This is a genomic window from Tenacibaculum larymnensis (assembly GCF_028829235.1).
Lineage (GTDB): Bacteria > Bacteroidota > Bacteroidia > Flavobacteriales > Flavobacteriaceae > Polaribacter > Polaribacter larymnensis.
Genome location: NZ_JAIWJY010000005.1, coordinates 208,127 through 233,092, shown reverse-complemented (window position 1 = coordinate 233,092; position 24,966 = coordinate 208,127). Strand labels below are relative to the sequence as shown.

27 protein-coding genes and 5 tRNA genes are annotated in these 24,966 nt (G+C 31.8%); 14 read left to right on the top strand and 18 right to left on the bottom strand.

What is annotated here, in order from left to right; genetic code table 11:
• The first annotated feature begins 709 nt into the window (after positions 1 to 709).
• Together LCI24_RS09840 and LCI24_RS09835 are read left to right on the top strand one after the other, a co-directional pair.
• Positions 710 to 1,126, top strand: coding sequence for a hypothetical protein (locus LCI24_RS09840; protein WP_047790780.1), 417 nt, complete (start codon positions 710 to 712; stop codon positions 1,124 to 1,126).
• Positions 1,127 to 1,299: 173 nt separating this feature from the next.
• On the top strand, positions 1,300 to 1,833 hold the full coding sequence (locus LCI24_RS09835) for a hypothetical protein (RefSeq protein WP_274640225.1): 534 nt from the start codon (positions 1,300 to 1,302) through the stop codon (positions 1,831 to 1,833).
• Positions 1,834 to 2,893: 1,060 nt separating this feature from the next.
• Here LCI24_RS09835 and LCI24_RS09830 read toward each other — a convergent pair.
• The gene (locus LCI24_RS09830) at positions 2,894 to 3,169 is read right to left on the bottom strand and encodes a hypothetical protein (RefSeq protein WP_274640224.1); all 276 of its coding nucleotides are present in this window, start codon (positions 3,167 to 3,169) and stop codon (positions 2,894 to 2,896) included.
• Positions 3,170 to 3,653: 484 nt separating this feature from the next.
• On the bottom strand, positions 3,654 to 4,010 hold the full coding sequence (locus tag LCI24_RS09825) for a winged helix-turn-helix transcriptional regulator (RefSeq protein WP_099213874.1): 357 nt from the start codon (positions 4,008 to 4,010) through the stop codon (positions 3,654 to 3,656).
• A 111-nt stretch (positions 4,011 to 4,121) separates the two neighbouring features.
• On the opposite strand from LCI24_RS09825, the gene LCI24_RS09820 reads away from it, so the two are divergent.
• The 3 genes from LCI24_RS09820 (at position 4,122) to ygiD (ending at position 6,191) form a co-directional block, all read left to right on the top strand.
• The gene (locus LCI24_RS09820) at positions 4,122 to 4,634 is read left to right on the top strand and encodes an NAD(P)H-dependent oxidoreductase (protein ID WP_274640223.1); all 513 of its coding nucleotides are present in this window, start codon (positions 4,122 to 4,124) and stop codon (positions 4,632 to 4,634) included.
• Positions 4,635 to 4,651: 17 nt separating this feature from the next.
• Positions 4,652 to 5,227 (top strand): YceI family protein, encoded by a 576-nt coding sequence (locus LCI24_RS09815; protein WP_274640222.1) that lies wholly within the window; start codon positions 4,652 to 4,654, stop codon positions 5,225 to 5,227.
• A gap of 133 nt (positions 5,228 to 5,360) precedes the next feature.
• Positions 5,361 to 6,191: a 4,5-DOPA-extradiol-dioxygenase gene (gene ygiD / locus LCI24_RS09810; protein WP_274640241.1), complete on the top strand. Its 831-nt coding sequence runs from the start codon at positions 5,361 to 5,363 to the stop codon at positions 6,189 to 6,191.
• Between the two features lie 55 nt (positions 6,192 to 6,246).
• Here the strand turns inward: ygiD and LCI24_RS09805 are convergent, their stop codons facing one another.
• The 6 genes from LCI24_RS09805 to LCI24_RS09780 form a co-directional block, all read right to left on the bottom strand.
• Complete coding sequence (locus LCI24_RS09805; protein WP_274640221.1) at positions 6,247 to 8,466, bottom strand: nitric-oxide reductase large subunit; 2,220 nt, start codon at positions 8,464 to 8,466, stop codon at positions 6,247 to 6,249.
• A 10-nt stretch (positions 8,467 to 8,476) separates the two neighbouring features.
• Positions 8,477 to 9,196: an iron-sulfur cluster repair di-iron protein gene (gene ric, locus LCI24_RS09800; RefSeq protein ID WP_274640220.1), complete on the bottom strand. Its 720-nt coding sequence runs from the start codon at positions 9,194 to 9,196 to the stop codon at positions 8,477 to 8,479.
• Positions 9,197 to 9,262: 66 nt separating this feature from the next.
• Positions 9,263 to 9,703, bottom strand: coding sequence for an RrF2 family transcriptional regulator (locus LCI24_RS09795; RefSeq protein WP_099213869.1), 441 nt, complete (start codon positions 9,701 to 9,703; stop codon positions 9,263 to 9,265).
• Positions 9,704 to 9,819: 116 nt separating this feature from the next.
• Positions 9,820 to 10,245, bottom strand: a complete 426-nt coding sequence (locus LCI24_RS09790) for a DUF2147 domain-containing protein (RefSeq protein WP_274640219.1) — start codon at positions 10,243 to 10,245, stop codon at positions 9,820 to 9,822.
• A 46-nt stretch (positions 10,246 to 10,291) separates the two neighbouring features.
• On the bottom strand, positions 10,292 to 10,819 hold the full coding sequence (locus LCI24_RS09785) for a KdsC family phosphatase (RefSeq protein ID WP_099213868.1): 528 nt from the start codon (positions 10,817 to 10,819) through the stop codon (positions 10,292 to 10,294).
• A complete protein-coding gene (locus LCI24_RS09780) occupies positions 10,803 to 11,561 on the bottom strand; it encodes a Rossmann-like and DUF2520 domain-containing protein (RefSeq protein ID WP_274640218.1) in 759 nt (252 codons plus the stop codon). The genes LCI24_RS09785 and LCI24_RS09780 overlap by 17 nt, the downstream gene beginning before the upstream one ends.
• Positions 11,562 to 11,713: 152 nt before the next feature.
• Between LCI24_RS09780 and LCI24_RS09775 the strand changes: the two genes are divergently transcribed.
• The 4 genes from LCI24_RS09775 to LCI24_RS09760 all read left to right on the top strand — a co-directional run bounded on the left by LCI24_RS09775 (position 11,714) and on the right by LCI24_RS09760 (position 15,204).
• Entirely contained in the window at positions 11,714 to 13,123 is a 1,410-nt protein-coding gene (locus tag LCI24_RS09775) for an MATE family efflux transporter (RefSeq protein WP_274640217.1), read from the top strand.
• 75 nt (positions 13,124 to 13,198) lie between these two features.
• On the top strand, positions 13,199 to 14,356 hold the full coding sequence (locus LCI24_RS09770) for a trans-sulfuration enzyme family protein (protein ID WP_274640216.1): 1,158 nt from the start codon (positions 13,199 to 13,201) through the stop codon (positions 14,354 to 14,356).
• Positions 14,357 to 15,073 carry a bacillithiol biosynthesis deacetylase BshB1 gene (gene bshB1 / locus LCI24_RS09765; RefSeq protein WP_274640215.1) on the top strand — a complete coding sequence of 239 codons (717 nt, stop codon included), beginning with the start codon at positions 14,357 to 14,359 and terminating at the stop codon, positions 15,071 to 15,073.
• A 55-nt stretch (positions 15,074 to 15,128) separates the two neighbouring features.
• A tRNA-His gene (locus LCI24_RS09760) sits at positions 15,129 to 15,204 on the top strand.
• A 71-nt stretch (positions 15,205 to 15,275) separates the two neighbouring features.
• On the opposite strand, the gene LCI24_RS09755 is transcribed toward LCI24_RS09760, so the two are convergent.
• Positions 15,276 to 16,187: a lysophospholipid acyltransferase family protein gene (locus LCI24_RS09755; RefSeq protein WP_274640214.1), complete on the bottom strand. Its 912-nt coding sequence runs from the start codon at positions 16,185 to 16,187 to the stop codon at positions 15,276 to 15,278.
• A gap of 89 nt (positions 16,188 to 16,276) precedes the next feature.
• Here LCI24_RS09755 and LCI24_RS09750 point away from each other — a divergent pair, with 89 nt between their 5' ends.
• On the top strand, positions 16,277 to 16,924 hold the full coding sequence (locus tag LCI24_RS09750) for a rhomboid family intramembrane serine protease (RefSeq protein WP_274640213.1): 648 nt from the start codon (positions 16,277 to 16,279) through the stop codon (positions 16,922 to 16,924).
• Positions 16,925 to 16,955: 31 nt separating this feature from the next.
• Here LCI24_RS09750 and LCI24_RS09745 read toward each other — a convergent pair.
• The 5 genes from LCI24_RS09745 to LCI24_RS09725 all read right to left on the bottom strand — a co-directional run bounded on the left by LCI24_RS09745 (position 16,956) and on the right by LCI24_RS09725 (position 18,467).
• A tRNA-Gly gene (locus LCI24_RS09745) sits at positions 16,956 to 17,028 on the bottom strand.
• A 41-nt stretch (positions 17,029 to 17,069) separates the two neighbouring features.
• Positions 17,070 to 17,142: transfer RNA gene (locus LCI24_RS09740), tRNA-Gly, on the bottom strand.
• A 42-nt stretch (positions 17,143 to 17,184) separates the two neighbouring features.
• Positions 17,185 to 17,257, bottom strand: a tRNA-Gly gene (locus LCI24_RS09735).
• A 495-nt stretch (positions 17,258 to 17,752) separates the two neighbouring features.
• Positions 17,753 to 17,908, bottom strand: a complete 156-nt coding sequence (locus LCI24_RS09730) for a hypothetical protein (protein WP_274640212.1) — start codon at positions 17,906 to 17,908, stop codon at positions 17,753 to 17,755.
• 112 nt (positions 17,909 to 18,020) lie between these two features.
• Positions 18,021 to 18,467 (bottom strand): GNAT family N-acetyltransferase, encoded by a 447-nt coding sequence (locus LCI24_RS09725; RefSeq protein WP_274640211.1) that lies wholly within the window; start codon positions 18,465 to 18,467, stop codon positions 18,021 to 18,023.
• Between the two features lie 29 nt (positions 18,468 to 18,496).
• Here LCI24_RS09725 and LCI24_RS09720 point away from each other — a divergent pair, with 29 nt between their 5' ends.
• Together LCI24_RS09720 and LCI24_RS09715 are read left to right on the top strand one after the other, a co-directional pair.
• Positions 18,497 to 18,931 (top strand): GNAT family N-acetyltransferase, encoded by a 435-nt coding sequence (locus tag LCI24_RS09720; protein ID WP_274640210.1) that lies wholly within the window; start codon positions 18,497 to 18,499, stop codon positions 18,929 to 18,931.
• A 37-nt stretch (positions 18,932 to 18,968) separates the two neighbouring features.
• On the top strand, positions 18,969 to 19,850 hold the full coding sequence (locus LCI24_RS09715) for an MBL fold metallo-hydrolase (RefSeq protein ID WP_274640209.1): 882 nt from the start codon (positions 18,969 to 18,971) through the stop codon (positions 19,848 to 19,850).
• A gap of 34 nt (positions 19,851 to 19,884) precedes the next feature.
• Here the strand turns inward: LCI24_RS09715 and LCI24_RS09710 are convergent.
• Positions 19,885 to 19,958 (bottom strand) — tRNA-Met (locus LCI24_RS09710).
• Between the two features lie 104 nt (positions 19,959 to 20,062).
• Between LCI24_RS09710 and LCI24_RS09705 the strand changes: the two genes are divergently transcribed.
• Both LCI24_RS09705 and LCI24_RS09700 read left to right on the top strand, forming a co-directional pair.
• The gene (locus LCI24_RS09705) at positions 20,063 to 20,446 is read left to right on the top strand and encodes an START-like domain-containing protein (RefSeq protein WP_274640208.1); all 384 of its coding nucleotides are present in this window, start codon (positions 20,063 to 20,065) and stop codon (positions 20,444 to 20,446) included.
• A gap of 105 nt (positions 20,447 to 20,551) precedes the next feature.
• Positions 20,552 to 21,382, top strand: coding sequence for an aminotransferase class IV (locus LCI24_RS09700; RefSeq protein WP_274640207.1), 831 nt, complete (start codon positions 20,552 to 20,554; stop codon positions 21,380 to 21,382).
• A gap of 2 nt (positions 21,383 to 21,384) precedes the next feature.
• Here LCI24_RS09700 and LCI24_RS09695 read toward each other — a convergent pair whose 3' ends face one another.
• From LCI24_RS09695 to LCI24_RS09685, 3 genes are all read right to left on the bottom strand, one after another.
• Positions 21,385 to 21,942, bottom strand: coding sequence for a YqgE/AlgH family protein (locus LCI24_RS09695; protein ID WP_274640206.1), 558 nt, complete (start codon positions 21,940 to 21,942; stop codon positions 21,385 to 21,387).
• Between the two features lie 96 nt (positions 21,943 to 22,038).
• Positions 22,039 to 22,788, bottom strand: coding sequence for a LytR/AlgR family response regulator transcription factor (locus LCI24_RS09690; protein WP_274640205.1), 750 nt, complete (start codon positions 22,786 to 22,788; stop codon positions 22,039 to 22,041).
• A 3-nt stretch (positions 22,789 to 22,791) separates the two neighbouring features.
• Positions 22,792 to 24,858: a sensor histidine kinase gene (locus LCI24_RS09685; protein WP_274640204.1), complete on the bottom strand. Its 2,067-nt coding sequence runs from the start codon at positions 24,856 to 24,858 to the stop codon at positions 22,792 to 22,794.
• Positions 24,859 to 24,966: the final 108 nt, after the last annotated feature.

Genomic DNA, 24,966 nt, shown 5'->3' with positions numbered 1-24,966 from the left:
CCTATTTTTATTTTGCTAGAATTCGAGGTTATGGAGTACAAGAGAATCCAAAGAGTTTACGGTCTGGATTCGAATACGGAATACAACGTAGAATTCAAAAAAGGAAAAAGAAGTCTTAATTTTTTGTTTCGTTTTGTATCAAGACAAAATGAAAGCATATATTTATGAGATTACATCACTTTCCACTTCGACTACGCTCAGTGTCCGTTCGTAATGACGTTATTGTTGGTTTCCGTCATTGCGAGGAACGAAGCAATCTTTTTCTCGACTATAGTTACCTCAAATAGATCTTTTGTTTCGTTTTGTATCAAGACAAAATGAAAGCATATGTTTATAAGATTACGTCACTTTCCACTTCGACTACGCTCAGTGTCCGTTCGTAATGATGTTGAAATGTCCGTTCGGGTGATTTTGTGCAACGTAGTGGAACAAAATAGTATCGAGAAGCTTGTTATTACCGAATACTTCTCGATACAAAATTCCTTTTATTATGTTTTATGAATTTCACTCGAAGTGACAGTTAGGTGTAATTTAAAAAAAATCTCTACTGTGTATTGTTTATAATGACGTTGCAGTGTTAAAAAATAGTGGTTTCTGTTAAAAAGCTCATAACGAAACGTTAACGCTACAATAAGTCTAAAAAATCAACGATTTACTATTCAAAAGAAATTCTCCCCAAAAAAATTGTAACCTTTAAAATTTATATATTATGGAATTGAATTTAGCATTATTAACTACAAAAGCAGAGTGTGATACCGCTATTGAAATCACTACAGCAGAGAAAACCTTATTAGAAAGAAGACTTCGAAATTTAGGGGAATCGTTAGAAGACAAGGCAGAAAGAACCACCACCGTTAAAGAGGGGATTGTGAGTGTAAAAGCTATTATTGCTGGTTTTGAATCGGCATTAGGTGTTATTACCGACGAAAAAGAAAAGCGTAGCTTGGAACTAAAAATTGAACGTGAAGAAACGAAATTAAAATCGTTAGAAAATCGAAACGCTAATTACAGTTCAGTAAATGTGTTAGAAGATCAAATAGATCATCAACAACTAGAGGCGCAAGTAACGGTATTAACAGCAGCGATTACAGAAATTGAAAATCACAAAACAACGTTGGCTGCCTAAGCTTCTTTTAAAGTCCAATCATAGTATTGGACTTTTTTGGGTGTTTTTTGTACACCAAAAAAATTATGATTTTGAAAAGTGTACAACTGGTGTACACTAAAATAATTGCGAACTAAAAAAGTGTACAAGAGGTGTACATCAAAAAAAATGTCATTTTAAAAAGTGTACAAGCTATGTTAGAGAAAATTAGACTCTTTTTTTATTGTTCTATTAATGCAGTGGCTAATTATTTAGAAGTATCAACCGATACAGTAAAGTCACTATCGTTAAAACGGAGAAATTATAACTTACAACAGTTAGATAGATTGATTCCGCTATATAAAGCACTGGAATTAAAAACATCTGTTACTGAATTAACACATGCTACTGCCTTTATAGAGGAAGAACAACAAAATGCCATACCTGAATTAGAGCGATTACAAAAAAAAGTAGCTAAAAGTTTACGAAATAGACAAGAAACATTACAAGAGTTACAAAAGAAAAGAGCAATAGGATTGAGAGGGTTACATGCGTGTACAGCGTTATTACATCAAAATAACCTAACAGTAAAAGATACAAAATGGATTACTCAACGAAAAAGGAATCTAGAGTTGGTACTACGGGAAAACAATTACATAAAAGAGGTTAAGTTGCAAAGTGAGGTTACTGGGTTGCAAATTACTTTAGAGAAGGTACTACAGGAAATAGAAAGATTGAAAAGTAAGTAATTGTGTTTTCTAAGAAGGTCTATTACTGTCACCTCGAATGTATGTGAGAGGTCTCAAAGTTATGAGTAACTCTGAATGATTAGATTTCTTACACTTCGCTAGCGCTCGGTTCGAAATGACATTTTATTATCGTAATTGTGAGGAGTAGAGAAGAGTATGGAAAAACACCGACCTATTTTTATTTTGGTAGCATTCAAGGTTATGGAGTACAAGAGAATCCAAAGAGTTTACGGTCTGGATTCGAATGCGGAATACAACGTAGAATTCAAAAAAGGAAAAATAAGTCTTGATTTTTTGTTTCGTTTTGTATCAAGACAAAATGAAAGTATATGTTTATAAGATTACGTCACTTTCCACTTCGACTACGCTCAGTGTCCGTTCGTAATGACGTTATTGTTGGTTTCCGTCATTGCGAGGAACGAAGCAATCTTTTTCTCTACTACTGTCATTTCGACTAGGCTCATTATTCGTTTGTATGATATTGTTCTTTTTCCATTGATGAAAAAGAATCAAAAAATCTAGTCTTTCGAAATCTTCACTCGAAAATTAACATCCTCGAAACTAAATGAAAAGAACTCGCTGTCGCTCAAACAGCTTTTCATTTGTAACGTTTCTTGTGGTGTAATTTTCGGCTTGCTTTCTGAGGACGTTTTATTACCGTCATTGCGAGGAGTAGAGAAGAGTATGAATAACCGACCTATTTTTATTTTGGTAGCATTCAAGGTTATGGAGTACAAGAGAATCCAAAGAGTTTACGGTCTGGATTCGAATACGGAATACAACGTAGAATTCAAAAAAGGAAAAATAAGTCTTGATTTTTTGTTTCGTTTTGTATCAAGACAAAATGAAAGTAGGTGTTTATGAGTAACTTCCATTCATAATAACGTTGAAATGTCAGTTCGAGTGATTTTGTGCTACGTAGTGGAACAAAATAGTATCGAGAACCTTGTTACAATCCAATAATTCTCGATACAAAATTCCCTTCACTAAATTTTGTAAATTTCACTCGGAGTGATTGATAGTTTGGTGTTGTCTTTATTTTAAAGATTAAGAAACCTTATTAAGAGTATTCGTAAGTACGTCGTTTTTCTAACCAAGAACTCACACTACCTAATTCGCGTGCTTGATAAAAATTATTTTCTCGTAGAATACAATCGTTAGAAGCATTAGTGTCTATTTTAATAAATCGATATAAAACCAATTTTATAAGAGACTCTCTTACTGACTCGTAGGTAGCTCCGTTATTTTTGTTAGTGTTAATTACTTCTTGAATAAAATTATCAATTCTATTAAACTTGGTGTTAGTTAACAAGGCTTTAAAAACTACTTCTTCCATAATTCATGATTTTATGTATACAAAACTATCTATTTGAATAAAGATTTAAAAGGTGATATATGCAGAAAAAAATGCGGATTTCCGAAGTGTTTTTATCGTAGTTGTGAAGAGTGGGTAAGGAGTAATCTGTTTCTAGACTACCGTTACCTCTAATATTATCGAGTTCAAAATATATTTTGAACGAAGATAGCCTACGAAGTAAGTTGAGAGGTCTCAAAGTTATGAGTAACTCCTATTCATGAGATTACCTCACTTCACTACGTTTCGTTCGTAATGACGTTATTGTTGGTTTCCGTCATTGCGAGGAACGAAACAATCTTTTTCTCGATAACCATCACTTCGAATGGATATTTTATTTCGTTTTGTATCAAGACAACATGAAAGTAGTTGTTTATGAGTAACTTCTATTCATAAGATTACGTCACTTCACTGCGTTTCGTTCGTAATGACGTTATGTAATGTTAGGTAGAAGAATATAGAAGTACTATTTTAAGGTTAGTTCTCTATGCTCAATTCCCCACTTAACCATAACATCTAGGGTAGTATGTAATCGCATTCCAGATTCTGTTAATTCATATTCAACAGTAACAGGATTAGTATCGTAAATAGTACGTTTAATTATTCCGTTAGCTTCCAAATCTTTTAATTCTTTAGATAGCATTCTTGGAGAAATTTTACCAATGTTTCGTTGTAGTTCTTTAAAGCGCATTTTTCCGTATAACAAGCTACCAATAATAGATAGTTTCCACTTTCCGCTTATTACATTTAAAGTATCTCTTAATGCTAATACATATTGAACAGAGCATCTTTTTAGCTCTTCCATTTGAACAACTGTTTCCATGTTTATTAGGTTGGTATACTTTTGTATACTGGTATACTAAAGTATAGTAGTTACTTTTGTATAGCAAATATACATACTTTTGTGATATAAAAAACAAGTAAAAATAAAAGAATGAAACACTTAGTAATTGTAACACACCCAAATATTGAGGAGTCAAACGTAAATAAGTCCTGGATAGATGAGTTGCAACAGCACGATGATAAAGTAAGAATTCATCAACTATATAAAGAATATCCAGATTTAAATATTGATGTAGCAAAAGAGCAAGAGTTGTTATTGAATCATGATAGTATCGTTATTCAATTTCCGTTGCATTGGTTTAACACTCCTTTTTTATTAAAAAAATGGATGGATGAGGTACTAACATATGGTTGGGCTTTTGGTCCAGGAGGAGATAAATTAAAAGGGAAAAAGTTTCGTCTATCCGTATCAACAGGAGGTACAGAGCAAACCTATAATAGTTTTGTATCTTTAGAAGACTTATTAAAATCGGTAACTGTTTCGTTTGAGTTTTGTGGAACAGAAGTTTTACCATCTCATGTGTTTTATGGAGCAAATGACAACCCAAAGCATGAAGATATTAAAGTAAACTCAAAACAATACGCAGATTTAATCTTAAATTAATTAAAACCTATATAACGATGAAAAATTTTAAAAATCCTTTAGTGTTAGTATTAATAGCATTTGCTACACTATCGTTTACCACTATTACAAAAGAAGTAAAGAAAGTAAATACCAAAGAGAGTAAAGTAGTATGGAAAGGTTATAAAGTAACTGGCTCTCATGAAGGAACAGTTAATTTACAATCAGGAGCCTTACACTTTGATGAAGACAAATTAGTAGGAGGGGAGTTTGTAATAGATATGACATCTATTGCGGTAACAGATTTATCAGGAGATTATCAAAAGAAATTAGAAGGACATTTAAAATCAGACGATTTTTTTGGTATAAATAATCATCCAACAGCTAAATTAGTTTTTACTAAGGTGAAAGCTAAAGGAAAGAACTCATACAAAGTAACAGCAGATTTGACTGTTAAGAATAAAACAAACCCTGTAACTTTTGAAATTTCTGTGTATGGAGGAAAAGCAACGGCTTCATTAAAAATTGATAGAACAAAGTATGATGTAAAATATGGTTCTACAAGCTTTTTTGATGGTTTAAAAGATAAAGCAATTTACGACGAGTTTGATTTGGTAGTTGATTTGGTTTTTTAAAACCCAACTAAGATTGTATGCATGCCTTAAACATTGGTTTGGGGTATGTTTTTAAAATAGAGTTAAACAAGAATCCCTTATGAAACGAACAACGTTTTTACAGTTATTAGGGTTAGCATCAGTAAATTTGAGTATGGGAATATTAAGCGGTTTAAAAAGGTTATCAGATAGTTTGCCAGCTTCTCAAACAATGCCAGTATTGTTCTTGGGACATGGGAGTCCTATGAATGCTATTGAGGAAAACGAGTTTACGAGAGGTTTTCAAAATATTTCAAAAACACTACCAAAACCCAAGGCTATTATTTGTGTTTCGGCACACTGGTTTACTAAAGGAACAAAAGTAACTGCGATGGAAATGCCTAAGACAATTCACGATTTTGGAGGTTTCCCACAAGAATTATTTGAACAACAATATCCTGCTAGTGGAAGTCCTGAATTAGCTAAAGAAGCAAAACAATTATTGCATCCTAATTTTGTAGAGCTAGATGAACATTGGGGATTAGATCATGGTGCTTGGACTGTATTAAAGCATTTATTTCCGAAGGCTGATGTGCCGGTAATTCAATTGAGTATTGATTATACAAAAGAAGCCAATTATCATTTTGAATTGGCTAAACAACTAACTTCTTTAAGGCAAAAAGGCGTATTAATTATTGGTAGCGGAAATATTGTTCATAACCTAAGATTAGTTGATTGGAAGAATTTTGATAAGGATGATTATGGATATGATTGGGCTATTGAAACAAGAGAAACGGTTAATAAACATTTGCTAGAAGGGAATTTTAAACCATTGATAGACTATGCAAAACAATCAAAAGCATTTCAGTTAGCAATTCCAACACCAGACCATTATTTACCTTTAATTTACAGTTTAGGACTACAGCAAAAAAATGAAGAGGTTCAGCTTTTTAATGACAAGTTATTGGCGGGCTCTTTAAGTATGACTTCCTTAAAAATAGGGTAATAAAAAAAGTCTGTATAGGTGGGGCTACACAGACTTTTTATAAAAACAATAAGGGTTACGATTTTTGTTTTATCGCATTAATCGTTGTTCTTACCACAAACCAGCAGAAACATACAATACCTAAAGAGAATACAATATCACCAATCATTCGCATCCATTTTAAGGTTTGTACTGTAGGGTTGTATAATAATTCAGGATCTCTAGCAAAAGAATATCCTTTGGTAATAGAAGTGTAAGCTTGAATTATACCAACAGGTAGTAAGCTTAACACGACCATTAAAACTAACCCACCATTTAAAAACCAAAACGCATTTTTTACGAGTTTTTCGTTCCAAGAAATATTTGAATACAAGCGTAAGCAAATTAAGATGAAGCCCATCCCTAACATTCCATATACTCCAAATAGTGCAGTATGTGCGTGTACAGCAGTTGTGTTTAATCCTTGGATGTAGTACAATGCAATAGGAGGGTTGATTAAGAACCCAAAAACACCAGCACCTACCATGTTCCAAAAGGCAACTGCAATAAAGAAGAAAATTGGCCATTTATAACGTTGAATCCAAGCATTCTTTTTCAATAAATTCCAGTTTTCTCTAATTTCAAATCCCATTAAGGTTAATGGTACTACTTCTAAGGCACTAAATGTAGCTCCTAAAGCAATAGCTTGTACAGGTGTTCCTGAATAATACAAATGGTGTAAGGTTCCAATAATACCTCCTGCCAAGAAAATTGTTGCTGATGCAATAGCTGTTTTTCCTGCGGTTTTGGTAGAAATAATTTTCATTTGAGAGAAAATATAGGCGATAATTACCGTAGCAAATACCTCAAAGAATCCTTCTACCCATAGGTGTACGAGCCACCATCTCCAATAATTAATTACTGGTAATGAACTGTTTTCTCCATACATTAATCCAGAGAAGAAGAACATACCAATGGCTACCACAGCAATTAAAAGAATAGAGAGTAAATGTTTTGAGTCATCTTTTTTGCGAATACCATACAACACATGTCTACTAACCATAATTACCCATAAAATTAAGCCAATACCTAAGAGTATTTGCCAAAACCTACCTAAATCCATGTATTCGTATCCTTGGTGACCAAAGAAGAAGTTGGTGGTTAAGTCTAAAAATTGGTGTACACCTAACCATTCACCTAACATAGAGCCCAAAACAATAATTAATAAGGCGATAAACAAGAAATTGATGCCAAAAACTTGGTACTTCATTTCTTTACCGCTAATAATTGGAGCTAAGAATAATCCTGTTGCTAACCATGTAGCGGCAATCCAAAATACAGCAAGTTGTGTATGCCAGGTTCTAGAGATTGAATACGGAAGGTATTCAGATAAGTTAAAACCAAAGAATGCTTGACCTTCTACTGTATAGTGTACAGTAACAATACCCAAAACAACTTGTAATACGATCAAGAGTGAAATAACTAAAAAGTACTTTAATACCGCTTTTTGAGATTTGAATAATTTTAAGTCTAATAAAGGGTCATTGTTTGGGTTTGTTACTGCTTCTCCTTTTTCATGATTTCTGATGTAGTAATAGGTTAACACACCTATAAACAGTAGTAATAAAATTATTGAGAAGCCTGACCACAGTTGTGAATCGGGAGTAATTGTATTATTAATTAACGGTTCGTGAGGCCAGTTTGAAGTATAGGTATATTCTTGATCTGGTCTTTCTGTACTGGCAGCCCAAGAAGTCCAAAATAAAAAGGCATTAAGCTTAGCTAGTTTTTCAGTATCTGTTAATGCTCCTTCTGGAATGGCATATTTTTCATGACCTTTCGAAAAGATATTTGCATAGTACGCAGCGTTCGCTTCAATGGCTTCTTTTCGTTCTTTTGAAATTGTTATTGATAGGTCTTTTTCATTAAACGTATTGGTTCTAATATCTTTTACCAGTCGAGCTTTTAAAGCAGCTTTGTTTTCTTCATCTAAAGCATCATAATTAATATTAAAATCTTTTTTAGCCCAATAGTCTAATAAATAAACCGCTTCTTTATGAATCCAATCGGCAGTCCAGTCTGGAGCTACATAACTTCCGTGACCCCAAATTGAACCCACTTCCATTCCTCCAATAGACTCCCAAACATTTTGTCCATCTTGTATGTCTTTTTTTGTATATATAGTTTCATTACTTCCGTTAACTTTTACTGTTTCAGGTATAGGGGGTTGGGTTTGGTAAATTTCTGTACCTACCCATATTAATGCAATAAATGATAATACCACTACTGCAATAAATCCAGTCCAAATTTTTCTCATTATTAATTATTTAATTTAATTGATTTTCTAATTTGATTGCTTTTTTAAATAGAATATTGTTTTCTAAATGAATGTGTTTGTGTAAGTCTTCTTCAAACTCTTGTAGCATAGCTAAAGCAACTTTGTAAGTGTTACAGGCATCTTCTGGTGGAGTATAATTGTTAGTTAGTTCTGCAATTGTTCTAAATCTACTACCTTCATTATCATGTTCAGTATGCATCATGTTTATAGGGTTTTCTACCGTACCAAATGGAGGAGGAGAAAGGGGAGTTTTTGAGTTACTTGCCTCAACTAACTTTTTTATAAAAGGGAATAAAATAAGTTCCTCTTTTTTCATATGTGTGGTAAGTTCTCCGGCACTTTCTTTAAAGAGTTGCAAAACCTCGTGTAGCTCAGGGTGATTGTTACCATGTACTTTAGCTATTTTAGTTAAATACTCTAAAATTTCAGGAATTTGTTTTTCTACATAGGTATGATGATTTTGATAGATGTAATCACACAAAAAATCTAACGACCAGTTTTGATAATCGTTAGTAGATTTTGAGCCTCTATCAATTCGGATGAGTTTATTGATTAATGTATCTGGAACAATATTTTTCTTTGTTGAAACTTCTTGAATAGTTCTGTTACCATTACAACAAAAATCAATTCCATATAGTTTAAAAATTGTAGCTGTTTTATAGTTGTTTGCAACTATATCTGCCACTGTTGTGTTGTTATTTATTTCCATTTTGTTTCTGTTTATTGTATATAAATTATAAAAAGACCTTTTTATCTTTTATTGTTGTAAATTTTTTTATTCCCGTTTTAACCAGAAAGTATTCTTCTTATCTTGGGTGTATAATACATCGTGGAGTGTGTTTTCTTCTAACATTTTTCTCAAATTATCTCTAATCTCTACAAACTTAAAGTGGAGAGGGCAGGGAGAGCTATCATCGCATTGCTTTAAACCTAATCCGCAACCTGTATAAATACTATCGCCATCTAATACACGAACCACATCACTTAAACGGATTTTTTTAAGGTCGGCTTTGTTAATTACAAACCCACCATAAGGTCCTTTAATAGAGTCGATAATATTATTTTTCGTTAAAATTTGTAATATTTTTCCTGTAAAAGCTTCTGGAGAATCAATAGCAGCAGCGATGGCTTTAACACCAACTTTGTTATCTAAGCTAGATTGTTCTGCAACAAAAATAGTTGCTCTTAAACCGTATTCACAAGATTTTGAAAACATATAAAAATAATATGCTACAAAGATATTAGTTTTCTTTAAAAAAGACACTAGAGTCTTTTATTTTTTTATAAAAAAAGCACCATTAAAAAATGATGCTTTTGAGTTTTGTTTTGTGTTTAGTTTTTTCGGTGCCAATAAGCTGTTCTACCAAAGGCAGCAAAACCTATATAACCTCTAATTTTTAACTTGTTGTTATTTTCAAGTTTAATATAACACTTGTATTCTTTTCCGTTTTTTGGATCTAAAATTTTTCCGCCACTCCATTCGTTACCATCTTTTTTTAGACCTGTTAAAATATTCATTCCTAAAATAGGGTTGTTTTTACGCTTTCCGCTACATTTATCACAAACAGCTTCTTGACGGTTCTTGTCAGTAATTTCTACAATTTTGGCGTATGCCTTTCCGTCTTTTTTATATACTTCAATCACAGAATCAACCTTATTGGTTTCTTCATCTCGGTTTTCCCATTTTCCGAAAATAGTTTGTGCGCTCATAGATAAGCTAACGGTTGTAAATAATAAAGCAAAAAGTATTTTTCTCATAATTTAAAAAGTTTTAATAGTATATCGTTTTCAAAAAGTATTCCAATTAATCGTATTGTGCGTCAAAGTTGCTATCCCACTTTCCTTGCACACGTAATACTTGTTCTATAATATCACGAGCACAACCGTTACCACCAGTTTTATCAGAAATGTATTTTGAAATTTGTTGTATTTCACGAGCCGCATCGTTAGGGCAAGATGGCATACCTACAAGTTTCATTACAGGGTAATCAGGAATATCATCTCCCATGTACACAACATTTTCAGGGTTCAATTTGTATTTTTCAACCAATTCATTAAACTGTTGAATTTTATCGTGAGCACCTAAATAAATATCGGTAATACCTAAACCTTCTAAACGTGTTCGTACACCTTCGTTTTTTCCACCAGAGATAATACAAACCCTGTAACCAGCTTTTACAGCAGATTTTAAGGCATATCCATCTTTAATATTCATTTGACGTACCAATTGTCCGTCAGGAAAAACGGTTACAATTCCGTTAGTTAATACTCCGTCTACATCAAAAATAAAAGTGTCTATTTGAGGTAAGTATTCTTTATAACTCTTTTCCATTTTGTTGGATTGATTTTGTAATAAGTTTATAAATTTCTTGTTGTTCGGCATTTAACAATGCTAAATGATCTTGAATAGTTTTTTGATCGTTTCTTTTAGCAGGACCTGTTTGTGCTGCATCAGGACTCAACTCGGTTATTTTTTGAGCTGTTTCTTGAATTAATGGTAGTAATACTTCAAAAGGAACTTGGTGTTCGTTGCAAATATCAGCACCAATTTTATACATGTGATTGGTAAAATTGTTTACAAAAACGGCAGCCACGTGTAATCGTTTACGTTGTTCTGAGTTAATACGGTATATCTTTTTTCCAATAGTTTTAGCAAGCGTTTCCAATAATTGTAAATCTTCTTCATTTTCAGCTTCTAAACAAAATGGAATTTTATTGAAGTCAACCTTTTTGTCTTTAGAAAAGCTTTGTAATAAGTAAAAAATACCTTTACGTCCAGTGTTTTGTAACGACTGTATAGCTACACTACCAGAAGTGTGTACCACCAAGCCATTTTTTTGTTCAATTTTACGAGAAACATCACCAATAGCATCATCAGAAACAGCAATGATATATACATCAGCTTTTGTTAAAAGCTCTATGCTATTTGTAATAGAAGTAACCTCTTTTAAATGCTCAACTTGCTCTATATTTCTAGCATATACTTGAACCAACGATACTTCGTTTGTTTTACTAAAAGCATTGGCTAAATGTGTAGCTACATTACCGCCTCCTATAATGGCAACTTTAATCATAGCACGAAGATATTGAAATTAATTAAAAATATTTTCGCATATTTGCTCCATTATGATTGTATGAGTCGTCTAAAATAGAAGTGTTGCCTGAGCAACAAATAGTTATGTCTTACTCTTTTTAAGACAATTTTATGTATTTATAAAATTTTATAATGACTGATAACAATCAAACATCAAAACAAACCATATTTTCACTTTTTAAAGATGCTGTTTTAGGAAGACAGCAAGATTTTACGACAGGAAGTATTCGTAAAGCTATTTTTTTATTAGCAATTCCGATGATTTTAGAAATGCTAATGGAATCTATTTTTGCTCTGGTAGATATTATTTATGTATCGAGAGTAAGTGTAAACGCAGTAGCTACTGTAGGATTAACTGAATCGGTACTAACCTTAGTATACGCAGTAGCGATAGGGTTAAGTATGGCGGCAACTGCTTTAGTGGCCAGAAGAACAGGAGAAAAAGATTCAGAAGGAGCAAATCAAACAGCAGTACAAGTTATTTTTTTAGGAGTATTTATTTCAATTCTTATTAGTGTTGTTGGGATTTTATATCCGAAAGAAATATTAGGATTAATGGGAGGTGAGCCAGACTTAATAGCTGAAGGCTTTGGTTATACCCAAGTATTGTTAGGAGGAAACATTACTGTAATGCTACTCTTTTTAATCAATGCAATTTTTAGAGGAGCAGGAAATGCATCTATTGCAATGTGGACGTTGATCTTGTCGAATGGATTAAATATTATTCTCGATCCTATTTTTATCTTCGGTTTAGGTCCTGTACCAGCATACGGAGTAGAAGGGGCAGCTATAGCAACGACAATTGGTAGAGGTACGGCAGTAGTAACTCAATTAGCAGTTTTATTTTTTGGAGCAGGTAAAGTTAAATTGGCTATTAAAGATTTAGTAGTGAGAGTTTCTGTAATGATAAACTTAATTAAAGTGTCATTAGGTGGAATAGGACAATTTATTATCGGAACTTCAAGCTGGGTATTTTTAATGCGAATTATGTCTGAATTTGGAAGTGAAGTACTTGCTGGATATACAATTGCTATTCGAATAATGATGTTTACTTTAATGCCTGCTTGGGGAATGAGTAATGCTGCAGCAACATTAGTAGGTCAAAACTTAGGAGCTGAACAACCTGAGAGAGCAGAAAAATCTGTTTGGATAACTAGTAAGTACTGTGCAATTTTTATGGGAGCAGTCTCATTGATTTATATAGTTTTTGCTCCAACCTTTTTAGGGTGGTTTTCAGAGAATATTGAAGTTGTTGAAAACGGAGCATTGTGCTTGCAAATAATGGCAGCAGGATATATAGCTTATGCTTACGGAATGGTGGTAATTCAATCTTTTAATGGTTCAGGAGATACTAAAACACCAACCTATATCAATTTTGTATGTTTTTGGCTATTTCAATTACCATTTGCATATGTAATGGCAATTACATTAGATTTTGGCCCTATTGGAGTCTTTTTAGCAATAACATTAGCAGAAATTTTAATAGCTGTTGTAGGTATTTGGTTGTTTAAAAAAGGAAAATGGAAATCTGTTAAGGTATAAGGTAGTTTTTGTAACTTAGCTATTAAAGTTCTGTAAAGAAATCTAAAGTCTAAGATTTTAAAACCTCTTATAACTATGAATACTAAACCTAAATTAGGCATTAATACTATTTGTACGCATGTTGGCGAAATAAAAGATGAACAGTTTAAAGGAGCTATTTCACCAATTTATATGTCAACCTCTTATCAATTTGATAATGTTGATGTAAAAAGGTACCCACGTTATTTCAATACGCCTAATCAGGAAGCTTTGTCCAAAAAGATAGCGGCTTTAGAAAAAACAGAAGCAGGTTTGCTATTTGGTTCAGGTATGGCAGCGATTAGTACTTCGTTATTAGCGTTTTTACAAAAAGGAGACCATGTGGTATTACAAGAAACGTTGTATGGAGGAACCTATAATTTTGTAGTAGAAGAGTTTGATAAATTCGGAATAGAATATTCGTTTACGAATAGTTTAGCTATTGAAGACTTTGAAAAAGAAATTCAGCATAATACGCGTGTAATTTTTATTGAAACTCCATCCAATCCTTTATTAAAAGTGGTAGATATACAGGCTGTTGCTAATTTGGCAAAGGAACATGGTATTGTAACAATGATAGATAATACCTTTGCTTCTCCAATTAATCAAACACCAGTTGATTTTGGAATTGATATTATGATACATTCTGCGACTAAATATATGGGAGGTCATTCAGATATTTTGGCAGGAGCAGTAGCTGCTTCAGAAGAACAGATACAACTAATATGGAATTTAGCAAAGAACCTAGGAGGGAGTTTAAGTGATTTTACAGTGTGGATGTTAGAACGTAGTTTAAAAACGATGAATTTACGCGTAAAGCGCCAAAGTAAAAATGCGTTGAAAATGGCAAAATACTTAGAGAAGCATGAACACATAGCTAAGGTGTACTACCCAGGGTTAAAATCGCATACAGATTATGAGTTAGCTAAATCTCAAATGAAGTATTTTGGAGGCATGTTGTCTTTTGAGTTACAGGAAGAAATAGATGCTATGACTTTTCAACGTAATTTAAAACTTATAAAACCGTCTATGAGTTTAGCAGGAGTAGAAAGTACTGTGTTGAGCCCTACCCAAACTTCACATGCCTTGCTTTCACCTGAAGAAAGAGCAAAACAAGGAATAAAAGATGGACTTATTCGTTTTTCGGTTGGTATAGAAGAAACAAAAGATTTAATTAAAGATATAGAACAAGCATTACAAAAAACAATACAATAAATGAAACTAGATATATTAGCTTTTGGAGCACATCCAGATGATGTAGAATTAGGATGTGCAGCTACCATAGCCAAAGAAATTTCACAAGGAAAAAGAGTAGGGATAGTTGATTTAACTCGTGGAGAACTAGGAACAAGAGGGTCTGCTGAATTACGTGATGAAGAAGCTGCAATTGCAGGCGAAATTTTAGGAGTTTCAATACGTGAAAACTTAGGTTTTGCAGATGGCTTTTTTAAAAATGATAAAGAACATCAACTAGAAATTATAAAAATGATACGTAAGTATCAGCCAGAAATAGTATTGTGTAATGCTATAGACGATCGCCACATTGATCACCCTAAAGGAAGTCAGTTAGTGTCAGATGCTTGCTTTTTAAGCGGTTTGCTTAAAATAGCAACAGAGTTAGAAGGAGTTCAGCAAGAAAAGTGGAGGCCAAAACAAGTATACCATTACATACAATGGAAAAACATTGAACCTGATTTTGTAGTAGATGTTACTGGATTCATGGATAAAAAGATAAGCTCAGTTATGGCGTATTCATCACAGTTTTTTGATCCGAAAAGCAATGAGCCAGAAACGCCTATAACCAGCAAAAATTTTACTGATAGTATAGAATATAGAGCAAGAGACTTAGGAAGATTAATAGGAGTTGATTTTGCAGAGGGCTTTACATCAGAACGTTACGTGGCAGTGGAAAATTTAAGTAAATTAATTTAAAAAAAAGTTTTGCCAAAATACTAAAAGCTTGTATATTTGCACCCGCAAGTTACATGGTGATTGTAGCTCAGCTGGTTAGAGCGCCGGATTGTGGTTCCGGAGGTCGCCGGTTCGAACCCGGTCTTTCACCCAAAACCTTCTCAAAACGAGAAGGTTTTTTTGTGTTTTAAAATTAGTATTGAATAAAAAAAAAGCTTCTCAGTTATTTTTGAGAAGCTTTTCTGTTTTCTAGCCATTGTTCATATTTGTCTTTGTGCTTAAAACGTTTATGTGTCCATAAATAACACTCTGGCTGTTCTTTTATGTTTCTTTCGGTTATTTCTAAGTATTTATCTGTAATCTGATAGTTTTCAAAATCTTTTGGTGAATCTGTAATTAATTCAAATTCAGTTTCAAAATAACCTCTTTTTATTTTTTTAACAGTGTAATTAATTACAGTAAAATCATATCTTTTAGCAAGTATTTCAGCTCCAGTGTGTATTGGAACTTTTATACCAAAGAACTCAGCCCAGTAGTGAGTTTTATGTACCTGAGGAGATTGGTCACTCAAAAGAATATAGGCGCCTTGTATTTTTTTTAGATAGTTTTTATGGATTCCTTTTATGGTTTCTGAGGTTTTGAAACCTTCAATTCCAAATTTAGTTCTTGAATTTTTCACAGCCTTTTCAAAATACTTATTTGTAAGTTTAGTGTAAGCTCCGAAAACTTGTGTGTCTAAAACTAAAGGAAGACTAAAAGACCATTCCCAGTTCGCTTGATGGGCTCCTAGTAGAATAATACTTTTACCTTCTTTAGTAAGGTTGTTTACGAGTTCAGGGTTTTTATACTTGTAGCGTTTTAGTACTTCTTTTTCACTAATTGTAAAAGCTTTGATGCTTTCAAAAATTAAGTCGATAAAATGCTTGTAAAATTTTCTAGCAATGCTTTTTATTTCTTTATCGCTTTTTTCAGGAAAAACCATTCTTAAATTTTGAACAACTACCTTTTTACGATATCCAATAAGGTTGAAAACAATTAAACGAAAAAAATCAGAAATTATATACAATAATCTCATGGGTAAAATTGATAATATCCATATTAGCGGATAAACAATTATAAATATGAGTAGTTTCATTGAGTTTTAATTTTAGGCAAATATCGTATTAATTAATGAATGATTTACTTTATTAACTTTTGTTTATGTTTGTGGGTATATACAAAATTATGAGTCAAATTATTATTATATTAATTGTAGCTAATGTATTAGTATCTCTTAAAGGGTTTAGTGACGCTGCTTTTTTTGATCGCTATAAATTTCAGGTTCAAAAAATATTAGTAGGAGAGAAAATAAGAATGTTAACTTCTGGTTTTTTACATGTTGATTGGCTGCACTTAGGGTTTAATATGTATGCTTTGTATTTGTTTGGAAAAGTGGTTGATTCAAGTTTTGGAACATTAAACTTCGTGTTAATTTACTTTGCAAGTTTAATAGCAGGGAGCATGTATTCGTTGTATCAACATAAAAGAATACCGTATTATAGTGCGGTTGGTGCATCAGGAGCTGTGTCTGGTGTAATATTTTCTTCTATAATGTTATATCCAAGCATGGAGTTAATTATGTTGCCAATACCAGTTCCAATTCCAGGGTATGTTTTTGGTGTAGGGTATTTGTTGTATTCTATTTACGGAATGAAAAATCAAGTAGGAAATATTGGTCATTCGGCTCATTTAGGAGGTGCTATTGGTGGATACTTGATAACATTAGTGTTACGACCAAGTGTAATAACAAACCATACTATAATGGTTAGTATAATGGCGTTAATTATCGTTGGGTTGTTTTTCTTTGGAGATAAACTAAAATTTAATGAATAAAAAAAACCGAAACGCTAGTTTCGGTTTTTTGAGCGAGAGACCAGGTTCGAACTGGCGACATTCAGCTTGGAAGGCTGACGCTCTACCAACTGAGCTACTCTCGCATTGGTAAAGTTTTCGCAATTACTTGCTGTGTTTTAATTAGAGCGGGAGACCAGGTTCGAACTGGCGACATTCAGCTTGGAAGGCTGACGCTCTACCAACTGAGCTACTCCCGCGGTAAAGACTTTTGTAATTTCTTACAATTATGTAAAAATTAGAGCGGGAGACCAGGTTCGAACTGGCGACATTCAGCTTGGAAGGCTGACGCTCTACCAACTGAGCTACTCCCGCAGTAAAGCGGTTGCAAATATAAGACTGTTTCTAATATCTACAAATATATTTTTAAAAAAAATAACAAAAACTATTTCTTTAATAGGTAGTTTTCAGAAAGTGAATAAGATAGGTTTTTAAAAGATTTTAGAAAAGGTAAGAGTGTTTTATGGCTGTAAATGTAAATTCTATTATTCTATAATAAAAAAGAACATTAAAAATAAGTTTTATTATATCTGTATAGTATACGAAATTCTAGTATTAAGGATAAAAAAAGAACCCACTCAAAAATATTGAGTGGGAAAATTGCTATGAAAAAGAACTTAAGACGTCTCTTAAGTACTGCAAAGGTACTTAGAATTTAATAAATAAAAGAGTGAAAAAAACGTAAAAAAAGTAAGGATAAACCATAAAAAAACTTTTGAATTGTAACTTTCATCATTCTAATAAAAAGTACAGATTTTACGGTTAAAGTATTAATGAAGATAAAAAAAGCGGGAAAACCCGCTTAGTATTTTAAAATGGTTGAGGTTGGCATTGCGGTTCAGCACAACCAAACCAAATTCGAGAACAAGTATTGTCAGGTAATAAACATTGTGCTTTACCACCATTAATCGATTGTTGTTCTTTTTTGTTTAAACTAGTTCCTAAGTTTGAAATACTCTTTATCATAATAAAAGTTTTAAGTTTCTCAAAATTAGGTTGTTTAAAATATAATATTAGAAATAAAACCGTAAAAAAAGTAAGGTTTTACATTATTTGTTTTAGACTTTCTTTGAGCCTCCTAGAAAAAAGATTTTTCATCCCTTATAATTTTAAGAAAATGAAAACCATAGATTTCAAAACCTTCATTGTAGTAAAACTTATGAGATTTTCTATTGGCAGTATAGGTGTTTAATTCAACAGCTTCACAACCTTTAGCTTTGGTATAGTTATACACCCATTTAAAAAGTTTTTTGCCTATACTGTTGCCTCTGTATGCTTCGTCAATAATGACATGATCAGGCTCCACGCTTTTTCCAATATAGTGTCTCATACTGTACCAAAGTCCACAAATACCTATAAGTTTATTATCATCAAAAACACCAATACATTCATAGTTTTGATATTGAGCCATTTCTAAAACTCTAGTTTTTAAAACATCATGAGGTGTGGTAGTATTGGCTTTACGTAAAAGAGGAAGAATTGTAAGGATATCTTCTTTATTAATTAGGTTAAAACTTATATTCATTCTGTATTTTTGGATTAAAGAAATTTAAGATGATAAAAATAAAAAATATATCAGCTCAAGATACCTATGAAATTCGATTAGCTGTTTTACGAAAAAATATTGATTTGCCTTATAAGTTTAAGGAAGATGAACTTGAAAATACGTTTCACTTAGGAGCTTTTTACAACAATAAATTGGTAGGTATAGCATCTTTTATGCAAAATAGAATAGATGTTGTTAATGGAGAACAATATCAATTAAGAGGAATGGCAACGTTACCAGAAGTAAGAGGGATGGGAGCAGGAAGATTATTAATAGAAGAAGCAAAAAGAATTTTAAAAGTTAAGGGAATTGATGTTTTATGGTGTAATGCAAGAAAAGAGGCAGTTGGGTTTTATAAAAGTTTAAATTTCGTAACAATAGGTAAGGAGTTCGAGGTGCAAAAAGTAGGACCTCATTTTAAAATGTATTATATTGTAAACTAGTAGTTTGTTTCTCGATAATTATTTAAAATATTTTACAATGAAAACTTCATCATTATTATTTAGCTTCTTTGTTGTGTTGTCATATAATGTCTTTTCGCAACAAAGAGAAGTTAAAATTACTACAGAAAAACTAACAGAAAACATATATGTTTTAAAAGGACAAGGAGGAAATATTGGAGTTTTTGTAGAGGAAAATGGTGTGTTTATGATTGATGATCAATTTGCTCCTTTAAGTAAAAAGATACTTGAAGCTATTAAAACAATTACGGATAAACCAATAACCTATTTGGTTAATACACATTGGCACGGTGATCATACAGGAGGAAATGCTAACTTTCAAAAAGAAGGAGCAGTGATTGTATCTCATGAGAATGTACGTAAACGAATGAGTATTGATCAAGTTGTTAGAGGTAAGAAAAAGGTAGCGTCGCCAAAAGAAGCGTTACCGGTGATTACTTTTTCAGAAGATATACAGTTTTATATTAATGAAGAACCAATTTTGATTACCCATGTTCATAATGCACATACTGATGGAGATGCATTAGTGTATTTTGGAAATAGTAATGTATTGCACGTAGGAGATGCTTATTTTCAAGGAAAATTTCCGTATATAGATATAGATTCAGGAGGTACAATAGATGGATATATAAAAGGTGTTGAAAATATGATAATGATAGCAGATGATGATACTAAAATAATTCCAGGACATGGAAATGTATCATCAGAAAAAGAATTGAAGGTATATTTAAGTATGTTGAAAGACTTAAAAAGTACTATATCGTCAGAAATAAAAAAAGGAAGAAGCCTAGAAGAAGTAAAAAGTAATTCTTCAATAACAGGAAAATATAAAAGTTATAATGGTTGGATTACAGAAGAAAAAATAAAAGAAGCGATTTATAAAAGTTTGAAAATGAAGTAAAAATAAAAACCCAAATCTAATGATTTGGGTTTTGTAGCGAGGAGCAGATTTGAACTGCCGACCTCAGGGTTATGAATCCTGCGCTCTAACCAACTGAGCTACCTCGCCTGATTGCGGGTGCAAATATAATTACTTTTTGGTTTTAGGCAACAAACATTTAAATTTTTTTTTAAAAAATAATTATCTATATTGGCACTTAAACAAAAAAATAAATGAGCAAAGTTAAATTTGAATTAGAGTTTCCTATTCATGCATCTCCAAGCATGTTATATCAATATTTTGCAACACCAGCAGGTTTAGAAGAGTGGTTTGCTGATAGAGTAAATTCACGAGGAAAGATTATTACTTTTATGTGGGATGACTCTGAAGAAGAGGCAAAGATTATTACAAAAAAGGCAGATGAGCGTATTAAGTTTAAATGGACTGAAAGTGAAGGTGATGATAGTTATTTTGAATTTAAAATACAGGTAGATCCGTTAACAAAAGACGTTGCTGTAATTGTTACAGATTTTGCTGATGATGAAGATGATGCTGAAGAAGCAAAAATGCTTTGGCAAAACCAAATAGAAGAATTAAAACATACAATAGGAGCTTAACAAACAAGGAGAAAAGAACTAAAAGATAAACTCGACAATTTTGTCGAGTTTTTTTGTGGCTAATACTCACCTAAATTGTAAGTTTGCAATTAAAATTTTTAAGAAATGGTAAACTTTAATGGAACTTTAATTTCTGATAGCGAAGTACAAATTTCAACAAAGAATAGAGCTTTTAAGTATGGCGATGCTATTTTTGAAACAATTAAAGTATTAAATGGTAAAGTTGTTTTTGTAGAAGACCATTATTTTAGGTTAATGGCATCAATGCGAATGCTTCGTATGAAAATACCAATGAAGTTTACTCTTGAATTTTTACAAGAGGAAATTCTTAAGGTAACTAAAGAGTTACCAGAATCTTCTACTTACAGAGTGCGATTAACTGTTTTTAGAAAAGACGGAGGTTTGTATGCGCCTGTTACAAACGAGATAGATTATATTATTGAAGGAACTCCTTTAGAAAATGTAGAAAAAGAGACCTATAGAATGGATGTTTTTAAAGATTTTTATAATTATTCAGGTTTGCTTTCAACAATAAAAACAACCAACAGAATGCTGAATACTTTAGCAGCTGTTTTTGCTGAAGAAAACGATTTAGATAACTGTATTTTACTAAATGAACGCAAAGGAGTTGTTGAGGCTATTAATGGAAATATTTTTATAGTAAAAGGAAATACAATAAAAACTCCAGCTTTAACAGAAGGATGTATTAAGGGAATTATCAGAAAAAAAGTAATTGAAATTATAGAAAAACACCCAGAATATACAATAGAAGAAACAACTATCTCCCCTTTTGAAATCCAAAAAGCAGACGAAGTTTTTATAACGAATGCAATTGTAGGAATTCAATCAGTTACTAATTATCGTAAAAAAGAATTTTCAACAGATATAACTAATAAAATAAAAAGTAGCCTAAAGCTTGCAATAGTTACTAGTTAGAACTAGTTCATTTGAATATCGCTAGGAGCGTTAGCCCAAATTTTATACTTACCACCTCGTTCCAATAACTTGTCTTTCCAAAAGCTTTGGTCATTGGTAGTTAAAATATTTTCGTAGTCATTCTCTGCTATAAACCAAGAGTTCATTAACAGTTCTTCTTCTAGTTGGTTTGTCCCCCAGCCAGAATAGCCTAAAAAGAAGCGAATATCACTAGCTTTTAACTGTTTATTGTTTAATAACTCTTTTAAAAGATCAAAATTTCCACCCCAGTAAATACCGTTTGCAACTTCAATACTGTTAGGAAGTAAATGTGGAACTTTATGGATAAAATATAAATTATCCTGTTCTACGGGTCCGCCCTGATATACTGTAAAATCACAGTCTATCTCAGGAACTAAATCGCTGAGTACATGGTTTAAAGGTCTGTTTAAAATAAAACCTACCGAACTTTTTTCATTATGTTCAGTAAGTAAAACAATAGTTCGTTTAAAAGAACTATCATTTAAAATTGCTGGTTCAGCAATTAATAACCTACCTTTTTCCGGTTTAAATGCAACCATAATTTTTTTAGTTTATAAACACTAAGATAAATAAAATATTAATAAAACTTTAACAAAAGTGTTAAAAAACCAGAGGAAATAGGGAAAAAACTGTGGTTACATTTTTTCTAAAACGTTAATAACTTCATTTTTTTTACGAACAGAAACAGGAACCGTTGTTTTGTTTTTTAAAACTAAATATCCTCCATCAGATTTTATGAATTCTTTAATGAATTGAATATTAATAAGATGGCTTTGGTGTACTCGTAAGAAATCATATTCCTTTAACATGTCGGCAAAGTGTTTTAAAGTTTTTCCAACCAATATTTTTTGACCATCATTCATAAAAAACTCCGTGTAATTATTATCAGATTGACAACGAACAATATCATCTAAATTTACCACCATTATCTTGTCAGAAGTGTTTAAAGATATCTTTTTAGGACGTTGATTTGGTTTTGTAATAGATTGTTGTAGTACTGTTAATTGCTCTTTATCGGGTTTAATTTGATCTTTAGCCTTATTAATAGCGTTTGCTAAATCTTCATTAGAATATGGTTTTAGCACATAATCAATAGCAGCAAATTTAAAAGCTTTAATAGCATACTCGTCGCTTGCTGTAACAAAAATAATTTTTGAAGTTAAGTTTGGGTGAATTTCTAAAATATCGAAACCTGTACCATCCCCTAACATAATATCTAAAAATAAAATATCTGGTTGTTGTTTTCGTAAAGCTTTTGATGCTTCAACCACACTTTTAGCAGTGCCAATGATTTCAATTTCTGGATGAAATTGAGTAAGATCGTTTTGTAGCATTTCCAATGCTGTAGGCATATCATCTACTAAAATTGCAGAAAGTTTTTTCATGTTTTAAAAATCAGTTTTTAAAGGAATTTTAAATAGTACTTTAGTTCCTGTTACTTTACCTTCTTCACGTATTTCACTAATAGAAAAAGTACTTTTGTTTGATAAATTTTGAATTCGCTCTTGTGTAACTTTTAATGCTACTGATTTATGTGAGCTTGTTTTTTTGAGTTCTTTTGATTGATGAATTCCTATACCATTGTCTACTATTTCACAATGTAAAAGGTTGCTCTTTATAGAAAAATCAATCATAATTTTTCCATTTTCAACAGATGAGATTCCATGTTTTATACTGTTTTCAACAAAAGGCTGTATAAGCATTGGTGGAATTAAAATTTCTTCAGAATCTATGGTAAGATTTGTAGTTATAGAATATTCAAACGTGTTAGAGTTTATCTGTTGTTCTAATTCAATATAGTTTTTAAGTATAGTAATTTCTTCAGCTAAGCTAATTTCTTCTTGTCTAGAATTATGTAAAACACCACGTAAAAGTGTAGCAAACTTACTAATGGTAGTATTTAATTCAGCAGACTTCCCTGAGTTTCCTAAAGCTTTAATTCCGTTTAAAACATTAAAAATAAAATGCGGATTCATTTGTAGTTGCAAGGCTTTTTGTTCTAAAGAAATCAAATGGTTCTCTAACTCTAGTTTTGCAACTTTTGCTTTGTTTTTGGTCTGAATTCTTCGAATATAAGACCAAATAATAAGTGCTAAAATTAAACAGACTAATCCAACAACAGACCAAATGAACCAATTTTTCTTATAGATAGGCGTATCGATAAAAAAAATAAACTCAATAGGAGTGCTTTCTGTTTTTCCTATTCTTGATTGAGTAGAAAAGGTATAGTTTCCTGGCGATAAATAAGCCAAATCAATAGCACTTTTAGTACTCCAAGGGCTTTTTTTGCCATTAAGAGTGTAGCGATATTCTAAATTATTTGAGTTATTAATGTCAATCGTCTTATAATAAAAAGAAATATGGTTTTTATCAGCAGGTAATTGTAAAGTTTTGTTGTAGTTATTTATGTTAATACTATCTAATGGAGTAAAAACAACTTCAATACTTTCAAAAGAAATGGTTGGCTTCTTTTGTATGACTTTATCGTTTTTAATAAAGTAAACTCCTTTATCTTTTGTAGAAATCCATGTGTTATTTTTATCATCTTGAAAAACACTGGTGATTTTATTAGTTGTTAAGGTATTGTATTTATTAATGTTTTTAACAAAATTAAAATTAGCATCGAGTACTTCAATACCTTCACTTTCTGAAACAATCCAAAATTGATTATTAATTTTTTTTATCTCGGTTACATTTTGTGCTGAGATGGTTTGTGTTTCTATTTCATTACCCTTAATAAACTTAATGCCATTATTATAGGTGGTTGCAATGATTGTTTTTCCATTAATTAAAATGGAAGTGTAATTGTTTACATCAATTCTTTTTAAAATTTCAGGATTGATAAGCTTGTCTAGTTTCCATAAAGATTTATTTGTGGCTATCCAGTAAAACTTTCCATCAAATAATATATCGTTTATCTGATTTAGGTCAATTTGAAAGTTGGTACGAAGAGGAGAGAGGTAATCTTCACGAACTCTAAAAATTCCTTTTTTAGTACCTAAAAAAGTATGGTTTTTAGCGGTTAGAATACAGTTAACATTGTTACGTTCTAAATTAGTGAATCCGCGATGGCTTTTTATACTTAAACCTTTATCAGTACCAATAAAAACAGTATTTCCTTTTGTAGCAATGGTATTGATATTGTTTGATAGAAGCCCATTTTTAGTAGTAAAAGTCGTAAACTTATTTCCGTTGAACCGAATTAATCCGTTATTAGAAGCAAGCCATATATAGCCAGTTTTGTCTTGAGCACCACTATTTATATGTAAACTAGGTAATCCGTTATTTTTAGTATAAGTTTTTAAAGGTTGATTTTGAGCAGAAACATTTATGGATCCATTAAAAAAACAACAGAGTAATAAAAAAACAAAGTTTTGTATTGAGTATTTTTTAATACTCAATACAAAACTGTTTCTCATAGCTGTTTTTGTAGTATAGTGTTGCATTTTCATCATAACAAAAATACTTAAATAAAACGTCATTACGAAAGGGGAATGGTTGAAGCAATTACTTTTATTATGAGGTTCTCCTAAGTTCGTAATGACGTTTGTTCAACAATTATT

What these genes read in the sequence shown, in the direction of transcription:
- LCI24_RS09840 (WP_047790780.1), top strand. Translation starts at nt 710, where the DNA reads ATGGAATTGAATTTAGCATTATTAACTACAAAAGCAGAGTGTGATACC.
- LCI24_RS09835 (WP_274640225.1), top strand. Translation starts at nt 1,300, where the DNA reads ATGTTAGAGAAAATTAGACTCTTTTTTTATTGTTCTATTAATGCAGTG.
- LCI24_RS09830 (WP_274640224.1), bottom strand. Translation starts at nt 3,169, where the DNA reads ATGGAAGAAGTAGTTTTTAAAGCCTTGTTAACTAACACCAAGTTTAAT.
- LCI24_RS09825 (WP_099213874.1), bottom strand. Translation starts at nt 4,010, where the DNA reads ATGGAAACAGTTGTTCAAATGGAAGAGCTAAAAAGATGCTCTGTTCAA.
- LCI24_RS09820 (WP_274640223.1), top strand. Translation starts at nt 4,122, where the DNA reads ATGAAACACTTAGTAATTGTAACACACCCAAATATTGAGGAGTCAAAC.
- LCI24_RS09815 (WP_274640222.1), top strand. Translation starts at nt 4,652, where the DNA reads ATGAAAAATTTTAAAAATCCTTTAGTGTTAGTATTAATAGCATTTGCT.
- ygiD (WP_274640241.1), top strand. Translation starts at nt 5,361, where the DNA reads ATGGGAATATTAAGCGGTTTAAAAAGGTTATCAGATAGTTTGCCAGCT.
- LCI24_RS09805 (WP_274640221.1), bottom strand. Translation starts at nt 8,466, where the DNA reads ATGAGAAAAATTTGGACTGGATTTATTGCAGTAGTGGTATTATCATTT.
- ric (WP_274640220.1), bottom strand. Translation starts at nt 9,196, where the DNA reads ATGGAAATAAATAACAACACAACAGTGGCAGATATAGTTGCAAACAAC.
- LCI24_RS09795 (WP_099213869.1), bottom strand. Translation starts at nt 9,703, where the DNA reads ATGTTTTCAAAATCTTGTGAATACGGTTTAAGAGCAACTATTTTTGTT.
- LCI24_RS09790 (WP_274640219.1), bottom strand. Translation starts at nt 10,245, where the DNA reads ATGAGAAAAATACTTTTTGCTTTATTATTTACAACCGTTAGCTTATCT.
- LCI24_RS09785 (WP_099213868.1), bottom strand. Translation starts at nt 10,819, where the DNA reads ATGGAAAAGAGTTATAAAGAATACTTACCTCAAATAGACACTTTTATT.
- LCI24_RS09780 (WP_274640218.1), bottom strand. Translation starts at nt 11,561, where the DNA reads ATGATTAAAGTTGCCATTATAGGAGGCGGTAATGTAGCTACACATTTA.
- LCI24_RS09775 (WP_274640217.1), top strand. Translation starts at nt 11,714, where the DNA reads ATGACTGATAACAATCAAACATCAAAACAAACCATATTTTCACTTTTT.
- LCI24_RS09770 (WP_274640216.1), top strand. Translation starts at nt 13,199, where the DNA reads ATGAATACTAAACCTAAATTAGGCATTAATACTATTTGTACGCATGTT.
- bshB1 (WP_274640215.1), top strand. Translation starts at nt 14,357, where the DNA reads ATGAAACTAGATATATTAGCTTTTGGAGCACATCCAGATGATGTAGAA.
- LCI24_RS09755 (WP_274640214.1), bottom strand. Translation starts at nt 16,187, where the DNA reads ATGAAACTACTCATATTTATAATTGTTTATCCGCTAATATGGATATTA.
- LCI24_RS09750 (WP_274640213.1), top strand. Translation starts at nt 16,277, where the DNA reads ATGAGTCAAATTATTATTATATTAATTGTAGCTAATGTATTAGTATCT.
- LCI24_RS09730 (WP_274640212.1), bottom strand. Translation starts at nt 17,908, where the DNA reads ATGATAAAGAGTATTTCAAACTTAGGAACTAGTTTAAACAAAAAAGAA.
- LCI24_RS09725 (WP_274640211.1), bottom strand. Translation starts at nt 18,467, where the DNA reads ATGAATATAAGTTTTAACCTAATTAATAAAGAAGATATCCTTACAATT.
- LCI24_RS09720 (WP_274640210.1), top strand. Translation starts at nt 18,497, where the DNA reads ATGATAAAAATAAAAAATATATCAGCTCAAGATACCTATGAAATTCGA.
- LCI24_RS09715 (WP_274640209.1), top strand. Translation starts at nt 18,969, where the DNA reads ATGAAAACTTCATCATTATTATTTAGCTTCTTTGTTGTGTTGTCATAT.
- LCI24_RS09705 (WP_274640208.1), top strand. Translation starts at nt 20,063, where the DNA reads ATGAGCAAAGTTAAATTTGAATTAGAGTTTCCTATTCATGCATCTCCA.
- LCI24_RS09700 (WP_274640207.1), top strand. Translation starts at nt 20,552, where the DNA reads ATGGTAAACTTTAATGGAACTTTAATTTCTGATAGCGAAGTACAAATT.
- LCI24_RS09695 (WP_274640206.1), bottom strand. Translation starts at nt 21,942, where the DNA reads ATGGTTGCATTTAAACCGGAAAAAGGTAGGTTATTAATTGCTGAACCA.
- LCI24_RS09690 (WP_274640205.1), bottom strand. Translation starts at nt 22,788, where the DNA reads ATGAAAAAACTTTCTGCAATTTTAGTAGATGATATGCCTACAGCATTG.
- LCI24_RS09685 (WP_274640204.1), bottom strand. Translation starts at nt 24,858, where the DNA reads ATGATGAAAATGCAACACTATACTACAAAAACAGCTATGAGAAACAGT.